The 18,521-nt window shown below is 71.1% G+C and carries 14 protein-coding genes; 7 read left to right on the top strand and 7 right to left on the bottom strand.

Features of this window, described 5'->3' with window-relative positions; all coding sequences use genetic code 11:
• The first annotated feature begins 10 nt into the window (after positions 1–10).
• The gene (rfbC, locus tag D0Y53_RS00775) at positions 11–568 is read left to right on the top strand and encodes a dTDP-4-dehydrorhamnose 3,5-epimerase (RefSeq protein ID WP_117201208.1); all 558 of its coding nucleotides are present in this window, start codon (positions 11–13) and stop codon (positions 566–568) included.
• A gap of 10 nt (positions 569–578) precedes the next feature.
• A complete protein-coding gene (gene rfbD, locus D0Y53_RS00770; protein ID WP_117201207.1) occupies positions 579–1,478 on the top strand; it encodes a dTDP-4-dehydrorhamnose reductase in 900 nt (299 codons plus the stop codon).
• 690 nt (positions 1,479–2,168) lie between these two features.
• Here the strand turns inward: rfbD and D0Y53_RS00765 are convergent.
• Positions 2,169–3,896, bottom strand: a complete 1,728-nt coding sequence (locus D0Y53_RS00765) for a peptide MFS transporter (RefSeq protein WP_117201206.1) — start codon at positions 3,894–3,896, stop codon at positions 2,169–2,171.
• Positions 3,897–4,037: 141 nt separating this feature from the next.
• Between D0Y53_RS00765 and D0Y53_RS00760 the strand changes: the two genes are divergently transcribed.
• The 4 genes from D0Y53_RS00760 (at position 4,038) to D0Y53_RS00745 (ending at position 9,594) form a co-directional block, all read left to right on the top strand.
• Positions 4,038–6,011: an OPT family oligopeptide transporter gene (locus D0Y53_RS00760; protein WP_117201205.1), complete on the top strand. Its 1,974-nt coding sequence runs from the start codon at positions 4,038–4,040 to the stop codon at positions 6,009–6,011.
• 70 nt (positions 6,012–6,081) lie between these two features.
• Complete coding sequence (locus tag D0Y53_RS00755; RefSeq protein ID WP_117201204.1) at positions 6,082–8,160, top strand: S9 family peptidase; 2,079 nt, start codon at positions 6,082–6,084, stop codon at positions 8,158–8,160.
• A gap of 81 nt (positions 8,161–8,241) precedes the next feature.
• Positions 8,242–8,421 carry a hypothetical protein gene (locus D0Y53_RS00750; protein WP_117201203.1) on the top strand — a complete coding sequence of 60 codons (180 nt, stop codon included), beginning with the start codon at positions 8,242–8,244 and terminating at the stop codon, positions 8,419–8,421.
• Between the two features lie 9 nt (positions 8,422–8,430).
• The gene (locus tag D0Y53_RS00745; protein ID WP_117201202.1) at positions 8,431–9,594 is read left to right on the top strand and encodes a GGDEF domain-containing protein; all 1,164 of its coding nucleotides are present in this window, start codon (positions 8,431–8,433) and stop codon (positions 9,592–9,594) included.
• A 54-nt stretch (positions 9,595–9,648) separates the two neighbouring features.
• On the opposite strand, the gene corA is transcribed toward D0Y53_RS00745, so the two are convergent.
• The 5 genes from corA to D0Y53_RS00720 form a co-directional block, all read right to left on the bottom strand.
• Entirely contained in the window at positions 9,649–10,647 is a 999-nt protein-coding gene (corA, locus tag D0Y53_RS00740; protein ID WP_117201201.1) for a magnesium/cobalt transporter CorA, read from the bottom strand.
• Positions 10,648–10,686: 39 nt separating this feature from the next.
• Complete coding sequence (locus tag D0Y53_RS00735; protein ID WP_117201385.1) at positions 10,687–11,943, bottom strand: lipoprotein N-acyltransferase Lnb domain-containing protein; 1,257 nt, start codon at positions 11,941–11,943, stop codon at positions 10,687–10,689.
• A 154-nt stretch (positions 11,944–12,097) separates the two neighbouring features.
• On the bottom strand, positions 12,098–12,979 hold the full coding sequence (locus tag D0Y53_RS00730) for a CorC family transporter (protein WP_117201200.1): 882 nt from the start codon (positions 12,977–12,979) through the stop codon (positions 12,098–12,100).
• 219 nt (positions 12,980–13,198) lie between these two features.
• Positions 13,199–13,687 (bottom strand): rRNA maturation RNase YbeY, encoded by a 489-nt coding sequence (gene ybeY, locus D0Y53_RS00725; RefSeq protein WP_117201199.1) that lies wholly within the window; start codon positions 13,685–13,687, stop codon positions 13,199–13,201.
• A 100-nt stretch (positions 13,688–13,787) separates the two neighbouring features.
• Positions 13,788–14,771: a PhoH family protein gene (locus tag D0Y53_RS00720; RefSeq protein WP_117201198.1), complete on the bottom strand. Its 984-nt coding sequence runs from the start codon at positions 14,769–14,771 to the stop codon at positions 13,788–13,790.
• Positions 14,772–14,879: 108 nt separating this feature from the next.
• Here D0Y53_RS00720 and D0Y53_RS00715 point away from each other — a divergent pair, with 108 nt between their 5' ends.
• Positions 14,880–16,571, top strand: coding sequence for an amidohydrolase (locus D0Y53_RS00715; RefSeq protein WP_117201197.1), 1,692 nt, complete (start codon positions 14,880–14,882; stop codon positions 16,569–16,571).
• Positions 16,572–17,080: 509 nt separating this feature from the next.
• Here the strand turns inward: D0Y53_RS00715 and miaB are convergent.
• Entirely contained in the window at positions 17,081–18,496 is a 1,416-nt protein-coding gene (gene miaB, locus D0Y53_RS00710; RefSeq protein WP_117201196.1) for a tRNA (N6-isopentenyl adenosine(37)-C2)-methylthiotransferase MiaB, read from the bottom strand.
• Positions 18,497–18,521 lie beyond the last annotated feature (25 nt).

Raw genomic sequence — 18,521 nt, 5'->3', positions numbered from 1 at the left:
GGGCGGCGGCATGAAGGTGATCCGGACCGACCTGCCGGACTGTCTGGTGCTGGAGCCGCAGGTGTTCGGCGACGAGCGCGGTTTCTTCTACGAGTCCTTCAACCGCGACAAGCTCGCCGCGATCGGGCTGACGCCGCAGTTCGTGCAGGGCAACGTGTCCGCCTCCGCGCGCGGCGTGCTGCGCGGCCTGCATTACCAGTGGCCGCAGCCGCAGGGCAAGCTGGTGTCGGTACTGGAGGGTGAGGCCTGGGACGTGGCGGTCGACATCCGGCGCGGCTCGCCGAGCTTCGGCCGCTGGACCGCAGTGCTGCTGAGCGCGGAGAACAACCGCCATTTCTGGATTCCGGAAGGCTACGCGCACGGTTTCGTCGCGCTCAGCGAGCGCGCGCTGTTCACCTACCTGTGCACCGCCACCTACGACCGTGATGTCGACGCCGGCATCGCCTGGAACGACGCCGACCTGGCCATCGACTGGCCGGTCGCCGCGCCGCTGCTGTCGGACAAGGATGCCAGGGCGCCGTTCCTGGCCGACGTGGCGCCGGAGCGGCTCCCGGTCTACGTGCCGTGAGCGCGGCGGCATGAGGATCCTGCTGCTGGGCGGCAACGGCCAGGTCGGCAGCGCATTGCGCCGCAGCCTGGCGCCGCTGGGCACGGTGATCGCCACCACCCGCAGCGGCGCGCTCAAGGACGGCACGGCCTGCGAGCGCGCGGATTTCGATGTCCCGGACGCGTTGCCGGCGCTGGTCGCGCGGATCGTCCCGGACGTCGTGATCAATGCCGCGGCGCACACCGCGGTGGACCGTGCCGAGAACGACGCCGAGGCCGCCTTCCGCGCCAACGCGCAGGCGCCGCAGGCGCTGGCCGCGGCCTGCGCCGAACGCGATGCGCTGCTGGTGCATTACTCGACCGACTACGTGTTCGACGGCCGCGGCACGCGCCCCTACCGCGAGGACGACGCCACCGCGCCGCTGGGCGTCTACGGCGCCAGCAAGCTCGCCGGCGAGCAGGCGGTCCGGGACAGCGGTGCGCGGCACCTGATCTTCCGCACCGCCTGGGTGTACGCGGCGCACGGCAGCAACTTCCTGCGCACGATGCTGAGGCTGGCGCGCGAGCGCGACGAGCTGCGGGTGGTCGCCGACCAGGTCGGTGCGCCGACCCCGGCGGTGCTGATCGCCGACGTCACCGCGCGGGTACTGGCGCAAGCCCCGTCGCGATCTGGAACCTGGCACCTGACCGCGACCGGCGCCACCAGCTGGCATGGTTTCGCCGAGGCGATCGTGGCCGGCGCACACGCGCGCGGGCTGCTGGCACGCATGCCGCGCGTGTTGCCGATCGCCACCGCCGACTATCCGACGCCCGCGGCGCGGCCCGCGTATTCGGTGCTCGATTGCAGCGCGCTGCAAAGCGACTTCGGAATCGAGTTGCCCGATTGGCGCACGGGCCTGGCGACCGTCCTCGACGCGTTGCCGCGCGGCTAGCCGCACGTCCCCTGGAACCGCGTTCTCGCCGGGAACCTGTGCATGGGGGAAGCCGGTCGCACAGGCCTGCGCAGGGCGCGTCGCGAGAACATCCCTTCAAGTGCGGAAGCGTCTGCGCGGGAAGCCGGTGGCCCGGCCTGTGCGGGACACGCCGTGAATACGTCCCTGTAGGCTCCTCGGCGGCATCCATGCCGCCGACGGTCCCGCACAGGCCGGGCCACCAGCTTCCGGGCAAGTAAGTCGGCGCCTGCAGAAAAAAGCCGCCCGAAGCGATGACCTCCAATCTCGCCAAGTCGCCGCCCGACGGGCTGGGGGTGCGGAGAGTGGGCCATGGATGGCCCACGACCCGACTTAAAGACAGGAGGTCGTCAGGAGGGCGCAGCACCCCCAGCCCGTCGGGCGGCGACTCCCTCCGAAGCCGATCCGCGTCTGCTTTCAGACAGGAGTCGTCAGGAGGGCGCACCCCCAACCCGCCGGGCGGCGACTCCTGCCGAAGCCGATCTCCCGAGGTCAGGCCACGCCCCGACTTGAAGACAGGAGGTCGTCAGAGGGCGCAGCCCCCCAGCCCGCCGGGCGGCGACTCCGTCCGAAGCCGATCCAGAAAAGTCGATCCTGTCGCGGGATTCCTGCTGGCGTGGGGCGGCGTCCGGGCAGCCGCGACTGTGCTGCACGCATAGCCGCATCGCTGCCTCACTTCACCCCGTGCATCCAGCGCCGCAGCAGCGGCGCCAGCAACAGGAACACCAGCGCGGCGCCCAGACCGATCCACAGCAGCCACTGGAACAGCTCGCCGTACTTCGCCGCCGCGGTGGCCAGATCGATGGCCTCGCCTTCGCGGATCTCCAGCGACGCCAGCTTGCCGAACTGCGCCGCCAGCAGCTCCGAGTAAGCGGTCGCCAGCCAGAACCCGCCCATCATCAACCCGACCACCCGCGCCACCGACAGCTGGGTGACCGCCGACAGCCCGATCGGCGACAGGCACATCTCGCCGATTTCGAGGATGAAATAGGCCAGCACCAGCCACCACACGCTAGCCAGCGCGCCCCCGGCCGCGGTGTCCGCGGCGGCCATCAGCGGCAGGAACGACAACGCCGCGAACAGCAGCCCGAGCGCGCTCTTCAGCGGCTTGCCCGGATTGCGGCCGCGACGCTCCAGCCACGGCCACAGCCAGGCGAACAGCGGCGACAGCAACACGATGAAGAACGAGCCCAGGAACGTCAGCGAGCCGGCGGTCTGCGGCACCAGCACCACGTCGCGGAAGCAGGCCACCGCCATGCCCGCCGCCATCAGCGCCACCAGCCAGCCCGACAGCGCGCGGGCGCCGCGGTCGCTGGCGCGCAGCGCCAGCGCCATCAACGGCACGCTCGCGACCATCAGGTACAGCGACCACGGCAGGGTGCCGCCGGCGTCGCTCACCAGCGACGGGAACAGGTCCTTGGTCAGCAGCCGGTCGGTGAAGGTCAGCCACGAGCCGTAGGTCTGCTCGTACAGGGTGAAGAACACCAGCACGCCGAGGATCATCGCCACCAGCGCCAGCATCTGCTGGCGTTCGATGCGGTTGCAGTGCTTCGCCAGGAACCAGCCGAACCACGCCAGGAAGCCCGCCGCCACCAGGTGCATCGCGCCCTGCACGGTCCAGCTGCGCTGGATCAGCTGCCAGACCATCGCCGCGCCGGCGAAAGCGAGCAGGTAGATCCAGCCCTCGCGCGTCAGTCCCGCCACGCGCTCGCGCAGCTTCGCCGGATTCCGCGGCTCGGCGTGCCCGTGCAGGTATTTCTGCCCCCACAGGAACATCCCCAGGCCGGCAAGCATGCCGACGCCGGCGGCGCCGAAGCCGTACTTCCAGCCGTAGGTTTCGCCCAGGAATGCGCAGATCAGCCCGGCGAACAGCCCGCCGACGTTGATGCCCGCGTAGAACAGGGTGAAGCCGGAGTCGCGGCGCGGGTCGTCCTGCGCGTAGAGCTTGCCGACGATGGTGGAGATGTTGGGCTTGAGGAAGCCCACGCCCATGACGATCAGCGCCAGCGACAGGTAGAACACCTGCAACGCACCGGCGTCGCGCACCACCACCCCATCCACCACGCGCGCGTCGGCGCCCTCGAAGGCCATGCCGAAGTGGCCCAGGCACAGCAGCACGCCGCCCAGCACCACCGCCTTGCGCATGCCCAGCCAGCGGTCGGCGACCAGGCCGCCGATCACCGGCACCGCGTACACCAGCCCGCCGTAGGCGCCGATCAGGTCGTAGCCCATGTCGTCGCTGAAGCGGTGGTGCTTGAGCAGGTACAGCAGCAGCAGCGCCTTCATCCCGTAGAAGGAAAAGCGCTCCCACATCTCGGTGAAGAAGCAGACGAACACGCCCTTGGGATGGCCGAGGAAGTCCCCGCGGATCGCGGGCAGGGAACGGGCGGTGACGGACAAGGGCGGGCCCCGGCAGGGTTCGCCGGAGTATAGCGAGGCCGCAGCGCGCGTCCCGCGGTTTTGCGCCGGCGATGCGCGGGTGCCATCATCCGGCGTTCCCGGCCGCCGGCCGGACCGTCCAACCCAGGGGAGCCAGCCCGGATGAGTACGCCCGACCCGAACCCGACCGCCCGTGTCCCGCAGCTGACCTTCCGCGCGATCGTGCTGTCGATGATCCTGGCGGTGATCCTGGCCGCGGCCAACGCCTACCTGGGCCTGTTTGCCGGCCTGACCATTGCCACCGCAATCCCGGCGGCGGTGGTGTCGATGGGCGTGCTGCGGCTGCTGGGCGGCGGCACGATCCTGGAGAACAACATCGTCCAGACCGGCGCCTCGGCCGGCTCCTCGATCGCGGCGGGGGTGATCTTCACCATCCCGGCGCTGATCATCCTCGGCTACTGGGACGACTTCCGGTATTCGTGGGTGCTGGCGATCGCCGGTCTCGGCGGCCTGCTCGGGGTGCTGTTCTCGGTGCCGCTGCGGCGCACGATGATCGTCGAGGATCCGCTGCCGTTCCCCGAGGGCAAGGCCGCGGCGGAAGTGCTCAAGGCGGGCGAAAACCCGGGGCCGGGGCTGAAACTGCTGGGCTTCTCGGCGGTGCTCGGCGGCGCGTTCAAGCTCGCCGCCGCCAGCGGCCTGCGCATGCTGCCCGACACCGCCGCCGGCGCCGGCTTCTTCGGCAAGTACCTGGGCTACCTGGGGACCAACCTGTCGCCGGCGCTGCTGGGCGTGGGCTACATCGTCGGCCTCAACATCGGCATCGTGGTGCTCTCGGGCAGCATCCTGTCCTGGCACATCGCGATCCCGATCTACCACGCCTTCTTCCTGGATAGCGATCCGGCGCTGGCGGCGTCGATCGCCGGCGCCGGCGCCGAGGACGCGGCGTTCGCGATCTGGAGCGCCAAGGTCCGCTATCTGGGCGTCGGCGCGATGCTGGTCGGCGGCGTGTGGACGCTGTTCTCGCTGCGCAATTCGCTGGTCTCGGGCATCCGCAGCGGCATCGCCGCCGCGCGCAAGGGCGCCGGCCACATCGTCGCCGAGACCGAGCGCGACCTGCCGATGAAGTGGATGCTGATCGCGCTGGTGGCGTTCGTGGTGCCGCTGGCCTTCCTCTACCAGGCGATCGTCGGGCAATGGCTGGTGAGCATCCCGATGACGATCATCATGATCGTCGCCGGCTTCCTGTTCGTGTCGGTGTCGGCGTACCTGGCCGGCCTGGTCGGCTCGTCCAACAATCCGGTGTCCGGCATCACCATCGCCACCATCCTGTTCGCTTCGGTGGTACTGATGCTGATGCTCGGCCGCGACTCGCCGATCGGCGCGGTCGCCGCGATCATGATCGGCGCGGTGGTGTGCTGCGCGGCGGCGGTTGGCGGCGACAACCTGCAGGACCTCAAGGCCGGCTACATCGTCGGCGCGACGCCGTGGAAGCAGCAGCTGATGCTGATGATCGGCGCCTTCTCCTGCGCGCTGATCATGGCGCCGGTACTCAACCTGCTGGCGCAGGCCTACGGCATCGGCGCACCGACCGCCGAGCACCCGAACCCGCTGTCGGCACCGCAGGCGACGCTGATGGCCTCGGTCGCGAAGGGCATGTTCGGCGGCCATCTGCCCTGGGACATGATCGCGATCGGCGGTGGCGTCGGCGCCGCGATCATCGCCTTCGACGGCTGGCTGAAGTCGCGCAGCTCCAGCTTCCGGGTGCCGGTGCTGGCCGCGGCGATCGGCATCTATCTGCCGCTGGAACTGATGGTGCCGATCTTCCTCGGCGGCCTGCTCGCCTGGCTGGTGGAGCGCCGGCATGGCGTCGTCGGTACCAGGGACGAATCGCTGCGCGACCGCATCCACCGCCCCGGCACGCTGTTCGCCGCCGGCCTGATCACCGGCGAGGCGCTGATGGGCATCGCCATCGCGATCCCGATCGTGGCTTCCGGCCGCGCCGACGTGCTGGCGCTGCCGGAAGGCTGGCAGTTCGGCAAATGGGTCGGGCTCGCGGTGCTGGCGCTGGTGGCCTGGCTGCTGTACCGCAGCGGCACCCGGCGCACGCTCGGCGAGACCGAACCGGGGCCGATGTGAGCCGCGCCGCAATCGTCGCTGGCGCCACTCCCGCAACTGCTCCTGCCACCGTTCCTACCCGAGATCCGACATGAAGATCCGTTACGCCCTCCTGCCCCTCGCGCTGCTGCTGTCGCTGCCGTCGCTGGCGCTCGCCGAGCGCGGCTTCCAGGCCAGCGACCTGGTGTCCATGGACCGCTATTCCTCGCCGGTGCTGTCGCCGGACGGCCGCAAGCTGGTGTTCGCCAGGCGCGTGGTCGACATGGACGCCAACAAGGCCGCCAGCGCGCTGTGGATCGAGGATCTGTCCGCGCGCGACGCCGCGCCGCCGGTGCGGCTCACGCCGGAGGGCTGGAACGTCAACTCGCCGGCGTTCTCCAGCGACGGCGCCACGGTCTATTTCCTCAGCGGCAAGTCCGGCAGCTCGCAGCTGTACGCGATCCCGGCCGCCGGCGGCGCGCCGATGCAGGTCACCGACTTCGCGCTCGGCGTGGATGCCTATGCGCTGTCGCCCGACGGCACGCGCATCGCCTTCGCCGCGGCGGCGTTTCCCGCCTGCGGCGGCGACCTGGCCTGCAGCCGCCAGCGCTTCGACGCCAAGCGCGCCGCCAGCGGCGTGGTGTTCGAGCGCATGTTCATCCGCCACTGGGACACCTGGGCCGACGGTTCGCTCAACCGGATTTTCGTCGCGACGCTGCCGGCCGCCGCGGCCGCCCCGGTGACGACGGCCACGCTGCTCGGCGCCGACCTGCTCGCCGACGTGCCGTCCAAGCCGTTCGGCGACCTGTCCGACCTGGCCTGGGCGCCGGACGGCCAGTCGCTGGTGGTCAGCGCGCGGCTGTCGAACGCCGAGGAACCGCGTTCGACCAACTTCGACCTGTACCGGCTGCAGGCCGACGGCAGCGGCCAGGCCGTGAACCTCACCGCCGCCAACCCGGCGTGGGACGCCGGCCCGGTGTTCAGCGCCGACGGCCAGACCTTGTACTACCGCGCGATGCGCCGGCCCGGTTTCGAGGCCGACCGTTTCGCGCTGGTGGCGATGGACCTGGCGACCGGCAAGACCCGCGAAATCGCTCCGCAATGGGACCGCTCGGCGGACAACATCGTGCTGTCGAAGGATGGCAAGACGCTCTACGCCACCGCGCAGGACCTGGGCCAGCATCCGTTGTTCGCGGTCGACATCGCCGGCGGCACCGCGACCCGCGCGCTCGGCGACGGCAGCATCGGTGACTTCGCCATCGCCGGGCCGACCGCCGTGTTCACCCGCAACTCGATGCGCAGCGGCGCGCAGGTATTCGTCGGCGGCCTCGACGGCGCACCCGAGCGCGCGATCACGCCCAGCGCCGGCGAGATGCTGCCCGACGTCAAGTGGGGCGAGTACGAGCAGTTCTCGTTCCCGGGCTGGAACGACGAGACCGTGCACGGCTACGTGGTCAAGCCGTGGAACTTCGAGGCCGGCAAGACCTACCCGGTGGCGTTCCTGATCCACGGCGGCCCGCAGGGCAGCTTCGGCGACGGTTGGAGCTACCGCTGGAACCCGCAGACCTATGCCGGCCAGGGCTATGCCGTGGTGATGATCGACTTCCACGGCTCCACCGGCTACGGCCAGGCCTTCACCGACGCGATCAGCCAGCACTGGGGCGACCGCCCGCTGGAGGACCTGCGCAAGGGCTGGGCCGCCGCGCAACAGCGGTATGCGTTCCTCGACGGCGCCAACGCCTGTGCGCTGGGCGCCAGCTACGGCGGCTACATGGTCAACTGGATCGCCGGCAACTGGCCTGCCCCGGCCAGCGGCGCCTGGAAGTGCCTGGTCAACCACGACGGCGTGTTCGACCAGCGGATGATGGGCTACGCCACCGAGGAACTGTGGTTCAGCGAGTGGGAAAACGGCGGCACGCCCTACGACAACCCGCAGGGCTACGAGCGCTTCAACCCGGTCAACCACGTCAAGAACTGGCGGGTGCCGATGCTGGTGGTGCACGGCCAGCAGGACTTCCGGATCCCGGTGGAGCAGGGCATCGCCGCGTTCACCGCGTTGCAGCGCCAGGGCATCGAGTCGAAGTTCCTGTACTTCCCGGACGAGAACCACTGGGTGCTGAAGCCGGCCAACAGCCTGCTCTGGCACGACACCGTCAATGCCTGGTTGGGCGCGCACCTCCGGCAGCCGTGAACGGGACCGGGGCCGCGATTTGACGCGACCCCGCGGCCGGCCCGAACCTAGGCGCGGGGGCGGGCCCCGGGGAGGTGCGCGATGGTCGACGACCAGAAGCAGGGCGAGCGTTACCGCGGTCCGGAACGACGCAGCGGCAAGGAGCGCCGCCAACACGGCGACCGCCGCGAGGAGATCCGTTTCGAGCTGGACAAGGGCGATCGCCGCAGCGGCAAGGACCGGCGCAAGCACGGCCGCTGGGACGATATCCCGATCCGCTGAGGCCGCGCCGTGAACGACGCCGACGACGACACCGAGCGCTGGTGGGCGCGGGTCGCGGAAGGTTCGGTACGGTCCGCGCTGCGCCATCCGGCGCAGTACTTCGGCCGGCAGTGGCTGCGCCATCTCGGTCCCGAGGATCGCGCGCGGCTGACCGCGGTGCAGGTCACCGCCACCCGGCCGGCGTTCACTGCGGTGCTGGCCGGCGGCGCCGCGATCCTGGCCCTGGTGGGGGGATTGCAGTGGGTCGGCGTCACGCCCGGCATCGGCTATCCGCCCTGGCTGGTGCTCGCCGCCGCCGCCGCGGTCGCGCTGCTGGCCTGGGCCAACTGGCGCCTGCGCAACTGGCGGCTGCGGCTGCTGGCGCTGCTGGCGAGCATGATCCTGCTCGGGGTGTTCCTGTCGATCCCGACGCCCGCCGCCAGCGCGCAACTGCCGATCCGCACCGGCCTGTTCCACCTGATCCCGATCGCGTTGCTGGCGCTGACGGTGCGGGCGACGTCCACCGTGGCGCTGGTGCTGGTGCTGCTGGGCCTGGCCGCCGCGCGGCTGCTGCTGCACGGCGCGCCGGCCTCCGGCGCCGCGCTGTACTGGCTGTACACCGCCGCCACCGTCGTGTTCGGGCTGATGCTGTCGGGCTACCGCACCGACTTCGCGGTCGAGGCCTACCGCGTGCGTCACCTGCTGTGGAAGCAGGCCACCACCGACGCGCTCACCGGGCTGTGCAACCGCACCGGCTGGCAGCGCGACGCCGCCCGGGTGTACGCCGATGCCGGCAAGCGTGCGGCCACGCGCAGCCTGATCTTCTTCGACGTCGATCATTTCAAGCGCATCAACGACACCTGGGGCCACGAGCGCGGCGACGAGGTGTTGCGCCTGCTGGGCCTGGCGATCGCCGCGCGGCTGGGCGCCGACAGCTACGCCGCGCGCCTGGGTGGCGAGGAATTCATCGTGCTGATGGTGGATGCCGCGCCGGCGGCGGTGGAGCGCTACGCGCAGCGGGTGCGCGAGGATTTCGCCCAGGCCACCAGCGAGCTGGGCTGCACGCTCAGCGCCGGGATCGTGTTCGCCGGCCCGGACGAGGAGCTGGCCGCGAGCATGCGCCGCGCCGACCACGCCCTGTATGCGGCCAAGCAGGGCGGGCACGACCGCATCGTGATCGCTCCCCCGCCTTGAACCGCGCCGGGCTGGGCGGACCGGGCTACGCGGGGTCCGGCGCGTCGTGACGCGCTACAGCCAGCGCACCTTCCTGAGATAGCGGTACAGCCCGATGCAGACCGCGGCCACCACCCCGATCAGCACGTAGTAGCCGTAGCGTCCGGACAGTTCCGGCATGTAGCGGAAGTTCATCCCGTACCAGCTGGCGATCAGCGTCGGCGCCGCCAGCAGCGCCGCCCAGCCGGCCAGGCGCTTGACCACCTCGCCCTGGCGGATGGTGACCAGCGACAGGTTCACGCTCATCGCCGCGCCCAGCATCTCGCGCATGGTGTCGGTGGACTCGTTGACCCGCAGCGCGTGGTCGAGCACGTCGCGGAAGTACGGCCGCACCTCGCCGGGGATCAGCTCGCCGTGCATGCGCGTGAGCTGGGCGAGGATGTCCTGCAGCGGCGCCACCGCCAGCCGCAGCTGGGTCAGCTCGCGCTTGAGGTCGTAGAGCTCGACGATGGTGTCGCGGCGGAACTCGTCGGCGAAGATGTCCTTCTCCAGCGCGACCAGCGCCTCGTGGAACTCGCCCACGATCGGCAGGTAGTTGTCGACGATGGAATCCAGCACCGCGTACAGGCCGTAGCTGGGGCCCAGCGCGAGCAGCTCCGGTTCGCGTTCCACCCGCGTGCGCACCGACGCGTACGACGCCGAGGCGCCGTGCCGCACCGTGACCAGGTAACGCCGGCCCAGGAACGCGTGCGTCTCGCCGAAGCGGATGCGGCCGCCGTCGACTGCCTGCGCGGTATGCGCGACCAGGAACAGCGAATCGCCGTAGGCCTCGATCTTCGGCCGCTGGTGCGCGTGCTGCGCGTCCTCGATGGCCAGGTCGTGCAGGCCGAATTCCTCCTGCAGCTTGTCCAGCAGCGCGTCTTCGGGCTCGTACAGGCCGACCCAGACGAAGCTGCCGTCGTCCACCGCCAGCACGTCGCTGATCCGGTCCAGGGCGATGTCGCGGCGGCGGCCTGCGCGGTCGTAGGCCACGCAGTTGATCACGCAGCCGGGCAGGGCGGTGGCGTCGGTCATGGCCGCATCCTGCGCTGCGGCCGCGACCGCGGCAAGCGCTCAGCGGCGGCGCAGGCGCACGTACAGCGCCAGGTGCAGCGGCAGCAGCAGTGCGATCCACGGCTGATTGGCCTGCGAGAACAGCAGGATCCATTTCAGCAGCAGCGCGCCGGCCGCGCCCAGGGTCACCGTGGACAGCACCCCGCGGAACAGGCGCCCGCCGTCGCGGCCGCGGGCCAGGCGCCAGCCACCGGGCAGCAGCAGCAGGCACAGCGGACTGAACAGCAGCAGGTTCTCGTTGCCCCAGCCGGCGCGGTGCGCGGTGCCGAGCCAGAGAAAGAGCATCAGCGCCCCGAGCAGGCCGCCCAGCAGCCAGAACGGCAGCGCGATCGCCGCCAGTCGCCGCGGGTGCAGCGCCCCGAGCCAGAGAACGGCGGCCGCCAGCGCCAGCCCGGCGAGCGCCCAGGGCCACCACGGACGCGGTGCCTCCGCCGGTTCCGGCGCGATCCGGTGCGGCAGCAGCACCTGGGTCGCGGCCACCAGCGGCCGGCCGTCGGCCAGCCGGGTTTCCGCGAGGCTGTCGGCCAGGCGCATCGGCACGAACGCCTCTTCCCAGCGCGACAGCTGCTGGTCGGCGTGGCGCGACAGGCCGAGGTCGAAGCCCAGCCACAGCCACGGCGCCGGCGAGGCCAGCCGCACCGCCTCGCTGCGATACGTGTTGCCGCGCGAGCGCCCCGCGATCTGGCGATGCAACTGGCCGTCGAGCGCGGCGTCCAGCGCATCGCGCACCTTGGTGGCGCAGTTGGCGGTGAAATAGTCGTAGCGGTAGCGCGCATGCTCCGGCCGCGCGGCCTCGGCGAGCGCCTGCGCCAACCGGGTCGCCTGCGCCGGCGTGAGGTCCAGCCACTGGATGAACACGCCGCGGCCTTCCTCGCGGTAGACCGCCAGATCCTGCTGCAGCGGCAGCGCCACCAGCATGTACTGCATTTCCCCGCGCACGAAGCGCCCGAGGAAGCCGGGTTCGTCCAGGTCGAAGAAGCCGAAGTTGTACGAGGTCGCCGCGCCGCTGGCCGGGTCCACCACCACGATCGCATCGTGGCCGAAGCGCTCCCAGAAGATCTCGCCCGGCTGCATCGTCATCACCCCGAGACGCGGCGTCGCCGCGGCGGCCGGAGCGGGCGTCACGGTTGCCGCCGCGTCGGCCGTGGTGGCTGCCGGAGCAGGCGCCGCCGCCGGCGCCGGTTGGCCTGCCGTGCCCGCCGGCGCATCGATGGCCGCTACCAGCCGATCGCCCGCTCCCGTTTGCGCGAGTCCCATCGATGGCAACGCCAGCGCCAGCAGCAGCGCGGGCAACAGGCAGCCACGCAGCCAGGCACGCGTCGGGAACCCACGCAGCCAAGCACGCGTCCCTTCTCCCCGCCTGCGGGGAGAAAGTGCCCCGCAGGGGCGGATGAGGGGCCGCCGGCCCGCGTCACTCCCCATGCACGCTCACGTGCAGCGCATGCAGCCGCCGCGCATCCGCGCGCGCCACGCGGAAGCCGAAACGCCCCAGCGTCAGTTCCTCGCCGGCCTCGGGCAGGTGCCCGATCGCGGCCGTGACCAGGCCGCCGATGGTGTCGTATTCGTCGTCGTCGAAGTCGGCGCCGAAGCGCTCGTTGAAGTCCTCGATCGGAGTCAGCGCGTCGACCACATATTGGCCGTCTGCCTGCGCCGCGATCAGCGTGGTCACGTCCTCGGCTTCGTCGTGCTCGTCGTCGATCTCGCCGACGATCTGCTCCAGCACGTCCTCGATCGTCACCAGCCCGGCGACGCCGCCGTACTCGTCGATCACGATCGCCATGTGGTTGCGCGACTGCCGGAACTCGCGCAGCAGCACGTTGAGCTTCTTCGACTCCGGGATCAGCACCGCCGGCCGCAGCAGCTCGCGCACGGTGCTGTGGCTGAGGTCGTGGTCGGCGACCACGCCGCGCAGCAGGTCCTTGGCCAGCAGGATGCCGAGGATCTCGTCGCGGTCCTCGTCGTGCACCGGGAAGCGCGAATGCCCGGATTCCACCACCTGCCGCATCAGCTCCAGCAGCGGCACCTGCGCCGACAGCGCCACCATCTGCGCGCGCGGGACCATCACGTCGCCGACGCTGAGATCGGAGACCGCGATCGCGCCTTCCATCATGCGCAGGGTGTCGGCCGCGATCAGGCCGTCGGCCTGGGTGTCGCGCAGCAACTCGACCAGGTCCTCGCGGGTGCTCGGCTCGCCCGACAGCATCGCGCCGATGCGGTCCAGCCAGGAGCGGCGTTCGGGGCGGCCCTTGTCGGCGGCCTGGGTGGGGGAGCTACTACTGTCGTCCTCGGACATTGCGTTCATGCGGGCGCCCGGCGGGCGACGGGGGAAGTCTAGCGCGAGCGCGTCGCGGGCTGGTAAGTGGCCGTCGGGTACCGGGAAATCAAGCCCGCCGGCGGCTGTTTGCGCCGGGGCGAATCGACAAGGGGGGCGGAGGCAGCCAGGTTGTCTTCGACAAGTAAGCCCGCCTGTTGGCGGGTCTCTTTTGTACGGTGGGGCGACGCCGGATTCCGCCTAGCGTTCGCGGTACGGGTCCTCGATGCCGAGCCCGGCGAGGATCTCGCGCTCCAGGCGCTCCATGCACTCGGCTTCGCGCGTGTCCTGGTGGTCCAGGCCCAGCAGGTGCAGGGCGCCGTGCACGGTGAGGTGGGCGTAGTGGGCGTTGAGCGGCTTGCCCTGCTCGCGCGCTTCCCGGGCGACCACCGGGGCGCAGAGCACCAGGTCGCCGAGCAGCGGCAGCTTCACGCCCCTGGGCAGCTTGACGCCTTCCGCGACCTCGGCCGGGAAGCTGAGCACGTTGGTGGCGTAATCCTTGCCGCGGTAGTGGCGGTTGAGCGCGCGGCCCTCGTCGGCGTCGACCAGGCGGATGGCGAGGTCGGCCTCGCGGATGCGGCCTTGGAGCGCGGCGGCGACCCACTTGCGGAAGCTGGCGGCGGCCGGCAACCCGGCGCGCGGCAGCGCGTAGCCGACGGCGACATCCAGGCGGAGCGGACCCTTGGTCATGACGGCGGCAATTGTAGGGCCCGCCGCGGTCTCGCGGCGCGAACGCGGCCGCCGCGCCGGACGCAGCGCGGTTGCAGGCGGCCGTCGTGCGCGGGCCGGTTCATGCCGGCCCGGCGGGGGCGTCGCGGCTGTCGCGTGCGTCGTAGGCGTTGACGATCCGCGCCACCAGCGGATGCCGCACCACGTCCTTCGCCTCGAAGAAGGTGAAGCCGATGCCGTCGACGCCGCGCAGCACCTCCAGCGCGTCCCTGAGTCCGGATTTCTGCTGCTTGGGCAGGTCGATCTGGGTCAGGTCGCCGGTGACCACGGCGGTGGAGCCGAAGCCGATGCGCGTGAGGAACATCTTCATCTGCTCGATCGAGGTGTTCTGCGCCTCGTCCAGGATCACGAAGGCGTCGTTGAGCGTGCGCCCGCGCATGTACGCCAGCGGCGCGATCTCGATGACGTTCTTCTCCAGCAGCTTGAGCACCTTTTCCACGCCCAGCATTTCGTACAGCGCGTCGTACAGCGGGCGCAGATAGGGGTCGACCTTCTGGGTGAGGTCGCCGGGCAGGAAGCCGAGCTTCTCGCCGGCCTCCACCGCCGGGCGCACCAGCACCAGCCGCTGCACCCGCGATTCGTTCAACGCCTCCACCGCCATCGCCACGGCGAGGAAAGTCTTGCCGGTGCCGGCCGGGCCGATGCCGAAGTTGATGTCATGGGTGGCGATCGCGTGCAGGTATTTGGCTTGGTTGGCGCCGCGGCCGCGGATGGTGCCGCGCTTGACGCGGATCGCGACTTCCTGCGGCTGGATGTCCGCGTCCACGATCCGGTCGGCGCCGGCCACGGCCAGGCGCAGATGGATCGCGGCTTCGTCCAGCGGTTCGGTGGCGGCGTCGCGCCAGAGCTCGCGCAGCAGCTTCTCGGCCGCGCGCACGGACGCTTCGGGGCCGGTGATGCGGAACACGTTGCCACGGTTACCGATTTCCACGCCCAGGCGCAGTTCCAGCAGCCGCAGGTGGCCGTCGAACGGGCCGGCGAGGTTGGCCAGGCGCTCGCCGTCGGCGGGATCCAGGGCGAATTCGGACGTGCTGTGTTGGGGCATCGGCGCGGTCGTGATGCTGGCGGGTCCGGGCGGGCCAGCTTGCGCCCGGGGGCCGTTTTTCGCAAAGTGCCGCGGTCATCGGCGAACCATGCGGAAAGGGGACACAGGATGCGGAGCGTGCTGGGGACACTGGGATTGGCCGCGCTGTGCGCGCTGGCCGCGTGGCCGATGCAGGCGGCGCAGGCGGTGCAGGTCACGGTGCTGACCGCATCGCGGATCGACACCATGGACGTCGCGCAGCCGCGGGCGCAGGCGCTGGCCTTCGACGCCGACGGCACCATCCTCGCGCTCGGCGACGGCGCGGCGCTGCTGGCGCGATATCCGGGCGCGCGCCGGATCGACGCCGGCGCTGCGGTCGTCATCCCCGGCATGATCGATGCGCACGGCCATGTCGCCGGGCTCGGGCTGACCCATCTGCGGGTCGACCTGACCGGTACCGCCAGCAAGGAGGAAGTGCTGCAGCGCCTGCGCGCGTTCGCCGCCACGCTGCCGGCCGACGCCTGGCTTACCGGCGGCGGCTGGGACCAGAACGACTGGCCGCAGCACGATTTCCCCACCGCGGCCGACCTGGATGCCGCGTTCCCCGACCGGCCGGTCTGGCTCTCGCGCATCGACGGCCACGCCGGCTGGGCCAACAGCGCGGCGCTGCGCGCGGTGCCGCGCGAACTGGACGGCGACTGGCAACCCGACGGCGGCCGCATCGTGCGCGATGCGGCGGGCAAGGCCACCGGCGTGTTCGTCGACGGCGCGATGGCGCTGGTCGACGCGGTGCAGCCGCCGCTGGACGACGCCGCCATCGAGCGCGCGCTGCAACTGGGCATGCACGATGCGGTCGCCAGCGGCCTCACCGGCGTGCACGATGCCGGCATCCCGCTGACGCAGCTGCGCGCCTACCAGCGCCTGGCCGACCGCGGCGCGCTGCCGCTGCGGATCACCGCGATGGCCGACGGCGACGCCGAAGCGCTGGCGTGGCTGTGCGACAACGGCCTGTACCGGCACCCCTCGCACCGGCTGCAGATGCGCACGGTCAAGCTGTACATCGACGGCGCGCTCGGCAGCCGCGGCGCGGCGCTGCTGGAGGATTACAGCGACGACCACGGCAACCGCGGCCTGCTGCTGATGGCGCCGGAACAACTGGACGCCGTCGCCGCCAAGGCCAGGGGCTGCGGCGTGCAGGTCGCCAGCCATGCGATCGGCGACCGCGGCAACCATCTGGTGCTGGAAGCCTATGCCAAGGCGCTGGGCGCGGACGCCATCGCCAGCGACCACCGCTGGCGGATCGAGCACGCGCAGGTGCTGGCGCCGGCGGACCTGCCGCGGCTGGCGCGCCTGCACGTGATCGCCTCGATGCAGCCCACGCACGCGACCAGCGACATGCCCTGGGCCGAAACCCGGCTCGGGCCGCAGCGGATCGTCGGCGCCTACGCCTGGCGGCAGTTGCGCGACAGCGGCGCGCGGCTGGCGCTGGGTTCGGACTTCCCGGTGGAATCGGTGGATCCGCGACTGGGCCTGTACGCCGCCGCCACCCGCGCCGACGCCCAGGGCCAGCCCGCCGGCGGCTGGCAGCCGCAGGAGAAACTGACTGCCTACGAGGCCCTGCGCGGCTTCACCCTGGACGCCGCCTACGCCGGCTTCGCCGAGGACGAAGTCGGCAGCCTGGCGGTCGGCAAGCGCGCCGATTTCGTGCTGCTGGCGCAGGACCCGCTGACCGTCGCCCCGGAGCAGCTGCGCGGGCTCGAGGTGCTGGCGACCTATGTCGACGGCCAGCCGGTCTACCAGGCCGCGGCGCCCACGCCCTAGCGCGGGCCGTGTCGACCTCGCCGACAGCCCGCGTGCCTTGGCGCAGGCTTTGTCGGCTTCGGGCCGGGGCGGCGGGCGGGGAGTCGCTTTCCCCTCGGTCAGGGCCTCCTGCCCTGACTCGGGCGCGCGCCTTCCCTGGCGCGCTTGGCGCGACTCCCCGCCCGCCACCCCCTGATCCGCAGAGTCTGTGTTCCAGAGGCTCGGGTGGCATCAGGCGCAGCCCGGGTTTTCTCGTGATCGAAGTTGCATCCGTTGCACGTGCGACGGAGGGGACGGCTGGCCGGGTGCCGCGTCCAGCGCGCCATGGATGGCGCGCGCCCGAGTCAGGGCAGGAAGCCCTGACCGAGGGAAAAGCGGCACCCGGCCAGCCGGCCCCGCCTTTCCGGAGCCGGACGGACCGAGCGCTGCATCCAGTACGCCAGCGATGGCGCACGCGAGTCGGGGCAGAGCCGCACTGACCGAGGGAAAGCGCACCCGGCCAGTTGGTCCGCTTTTCCGGAGCGAAAGACTCAGGCCGCCACGTCCGCGTCGACCGTCGCCACCTGCCCGCGCAGCGAGTTGCTCAGCGCCTCGGTGATCACGACATCCACGAACTGGCCGATCAGGCGCGGCCGCCCGGGGAAATTCACCGAGCGCATGTTCTCGGTCTTGCCGGTCAGCTCGTTCGGATCCTTCTTCGACGGGCCCTCGACCAGCACCCGCTGGGTCGAGCCGACCATCGCCTGCGAGATCCGCGCCGCGTTGGCGTTGATCGCCGCCTGCAGCCGCGCCAGCCGCGCGTGCTTTTCGGCGTCGTCGACGTGGTCCTCCAGGTCGGCCGCCGGCGTGCCCGGACGGCGCGAATAGATGAAGGAGAACGACTGGTCGAAACCGACGTCCTCGATCAGCTTCATGGTCTTGTCGAAATCGGCTTCGGTCTCGCCGGGGAAGCCGACGATGAAGTCCGAGGAGATCGAGATGTCCGGGCGCACCGCGCGCAGCTTGCGCAACTTCTGCTTGTATTCCAGCGCGGTGTAGCCGCGCTTCATCGCCGCCAGGATGCGGTCGCTGCCCGACTGCACCGGCAGGTGCAGGTAGTTGGCCAGCTTGGGCACGTCGCGGTAGGCCTCCACCAGCGAATCGCTGAAGTCCAGCGGGTGCGAGGTGGTGAAGCGGATGCGATCGATGCCCTCGATCTGCGCGATCGCGCGGATCAGCAGCGCCAGGTCGGCGGTTTCTCCGTCGCCCCCGCCATCAACCGGCGCGATCGGCCCGCGGTAGGCGTTGACGTTCTGCCCCAGCAGGTTGACCTCGCGCACGCCCTGCGCCGCCAGCTGCGCGACCTCGACCAGCACGTCCTCGAACGGGCGGCTGACCTCCTCGCCGCGAGTGTAGGGCACCACGCAGAACGAGCAGTACTTGCTGCAGCCTTCCATGATCGAGACGAAGGCGCTGGGGCCGTCGGCGCGCGGCTCGGGCAGGCAGTCGAACTTCTCGATCTCCGGGAAGCTGATGTCCACCTGCGGCCGGCCGGAGACGCGGCGCGCGCGGATCAGTTCCGGCAGCCGATGCAGGGTCTGCGGGCCGAACACCAGGTCCACGTAGGGCGCGCGCTGCACGATCGCCGCGCCTTCCTGGCTGGCCACGCAGCCGCCCACGCCGATCAGCACCGGCCGGTCGCCCTGCTTGAGGGTCTTCCAGCGGCCCAGCTGGCTGAACACCTTTTCCTGGGCTTTTTCGCGGACCGAGCAGGTATTGACCAGGATCACGTCGGCTTCTTCGACGTTCTGGGTCAGTTCCAGACCGTCGGAGGCGGCCAGCACGTCGGCCATCCGCGCCGAGTCGTACTCGTTCATCTGGCAGCCGTGGGTCTGGATGAACAGTTTGCCGCGCGGCGGCCGGGTGGGGTGGGGCATGGCGTTGAAATCCGGGTGACGGCGGTGCATCCGCACCGGGCGCAGTGTAAGGCGG

The sequence above is a fragment of the Cognatiluteimonas weifangensis genome (assembly GCF_003416885.1).
Classification (GTDB): Bacteria; Pseudomonadota; Gammaproteobacteria; order Xanthomonadales; family Xanthomonadaceae; genus Cognatiluteimonas; species Cognatiluteimonas weifangensis.
This window is presented reverse-complemented; position numbering and strand designations above follow the sequence as displayed.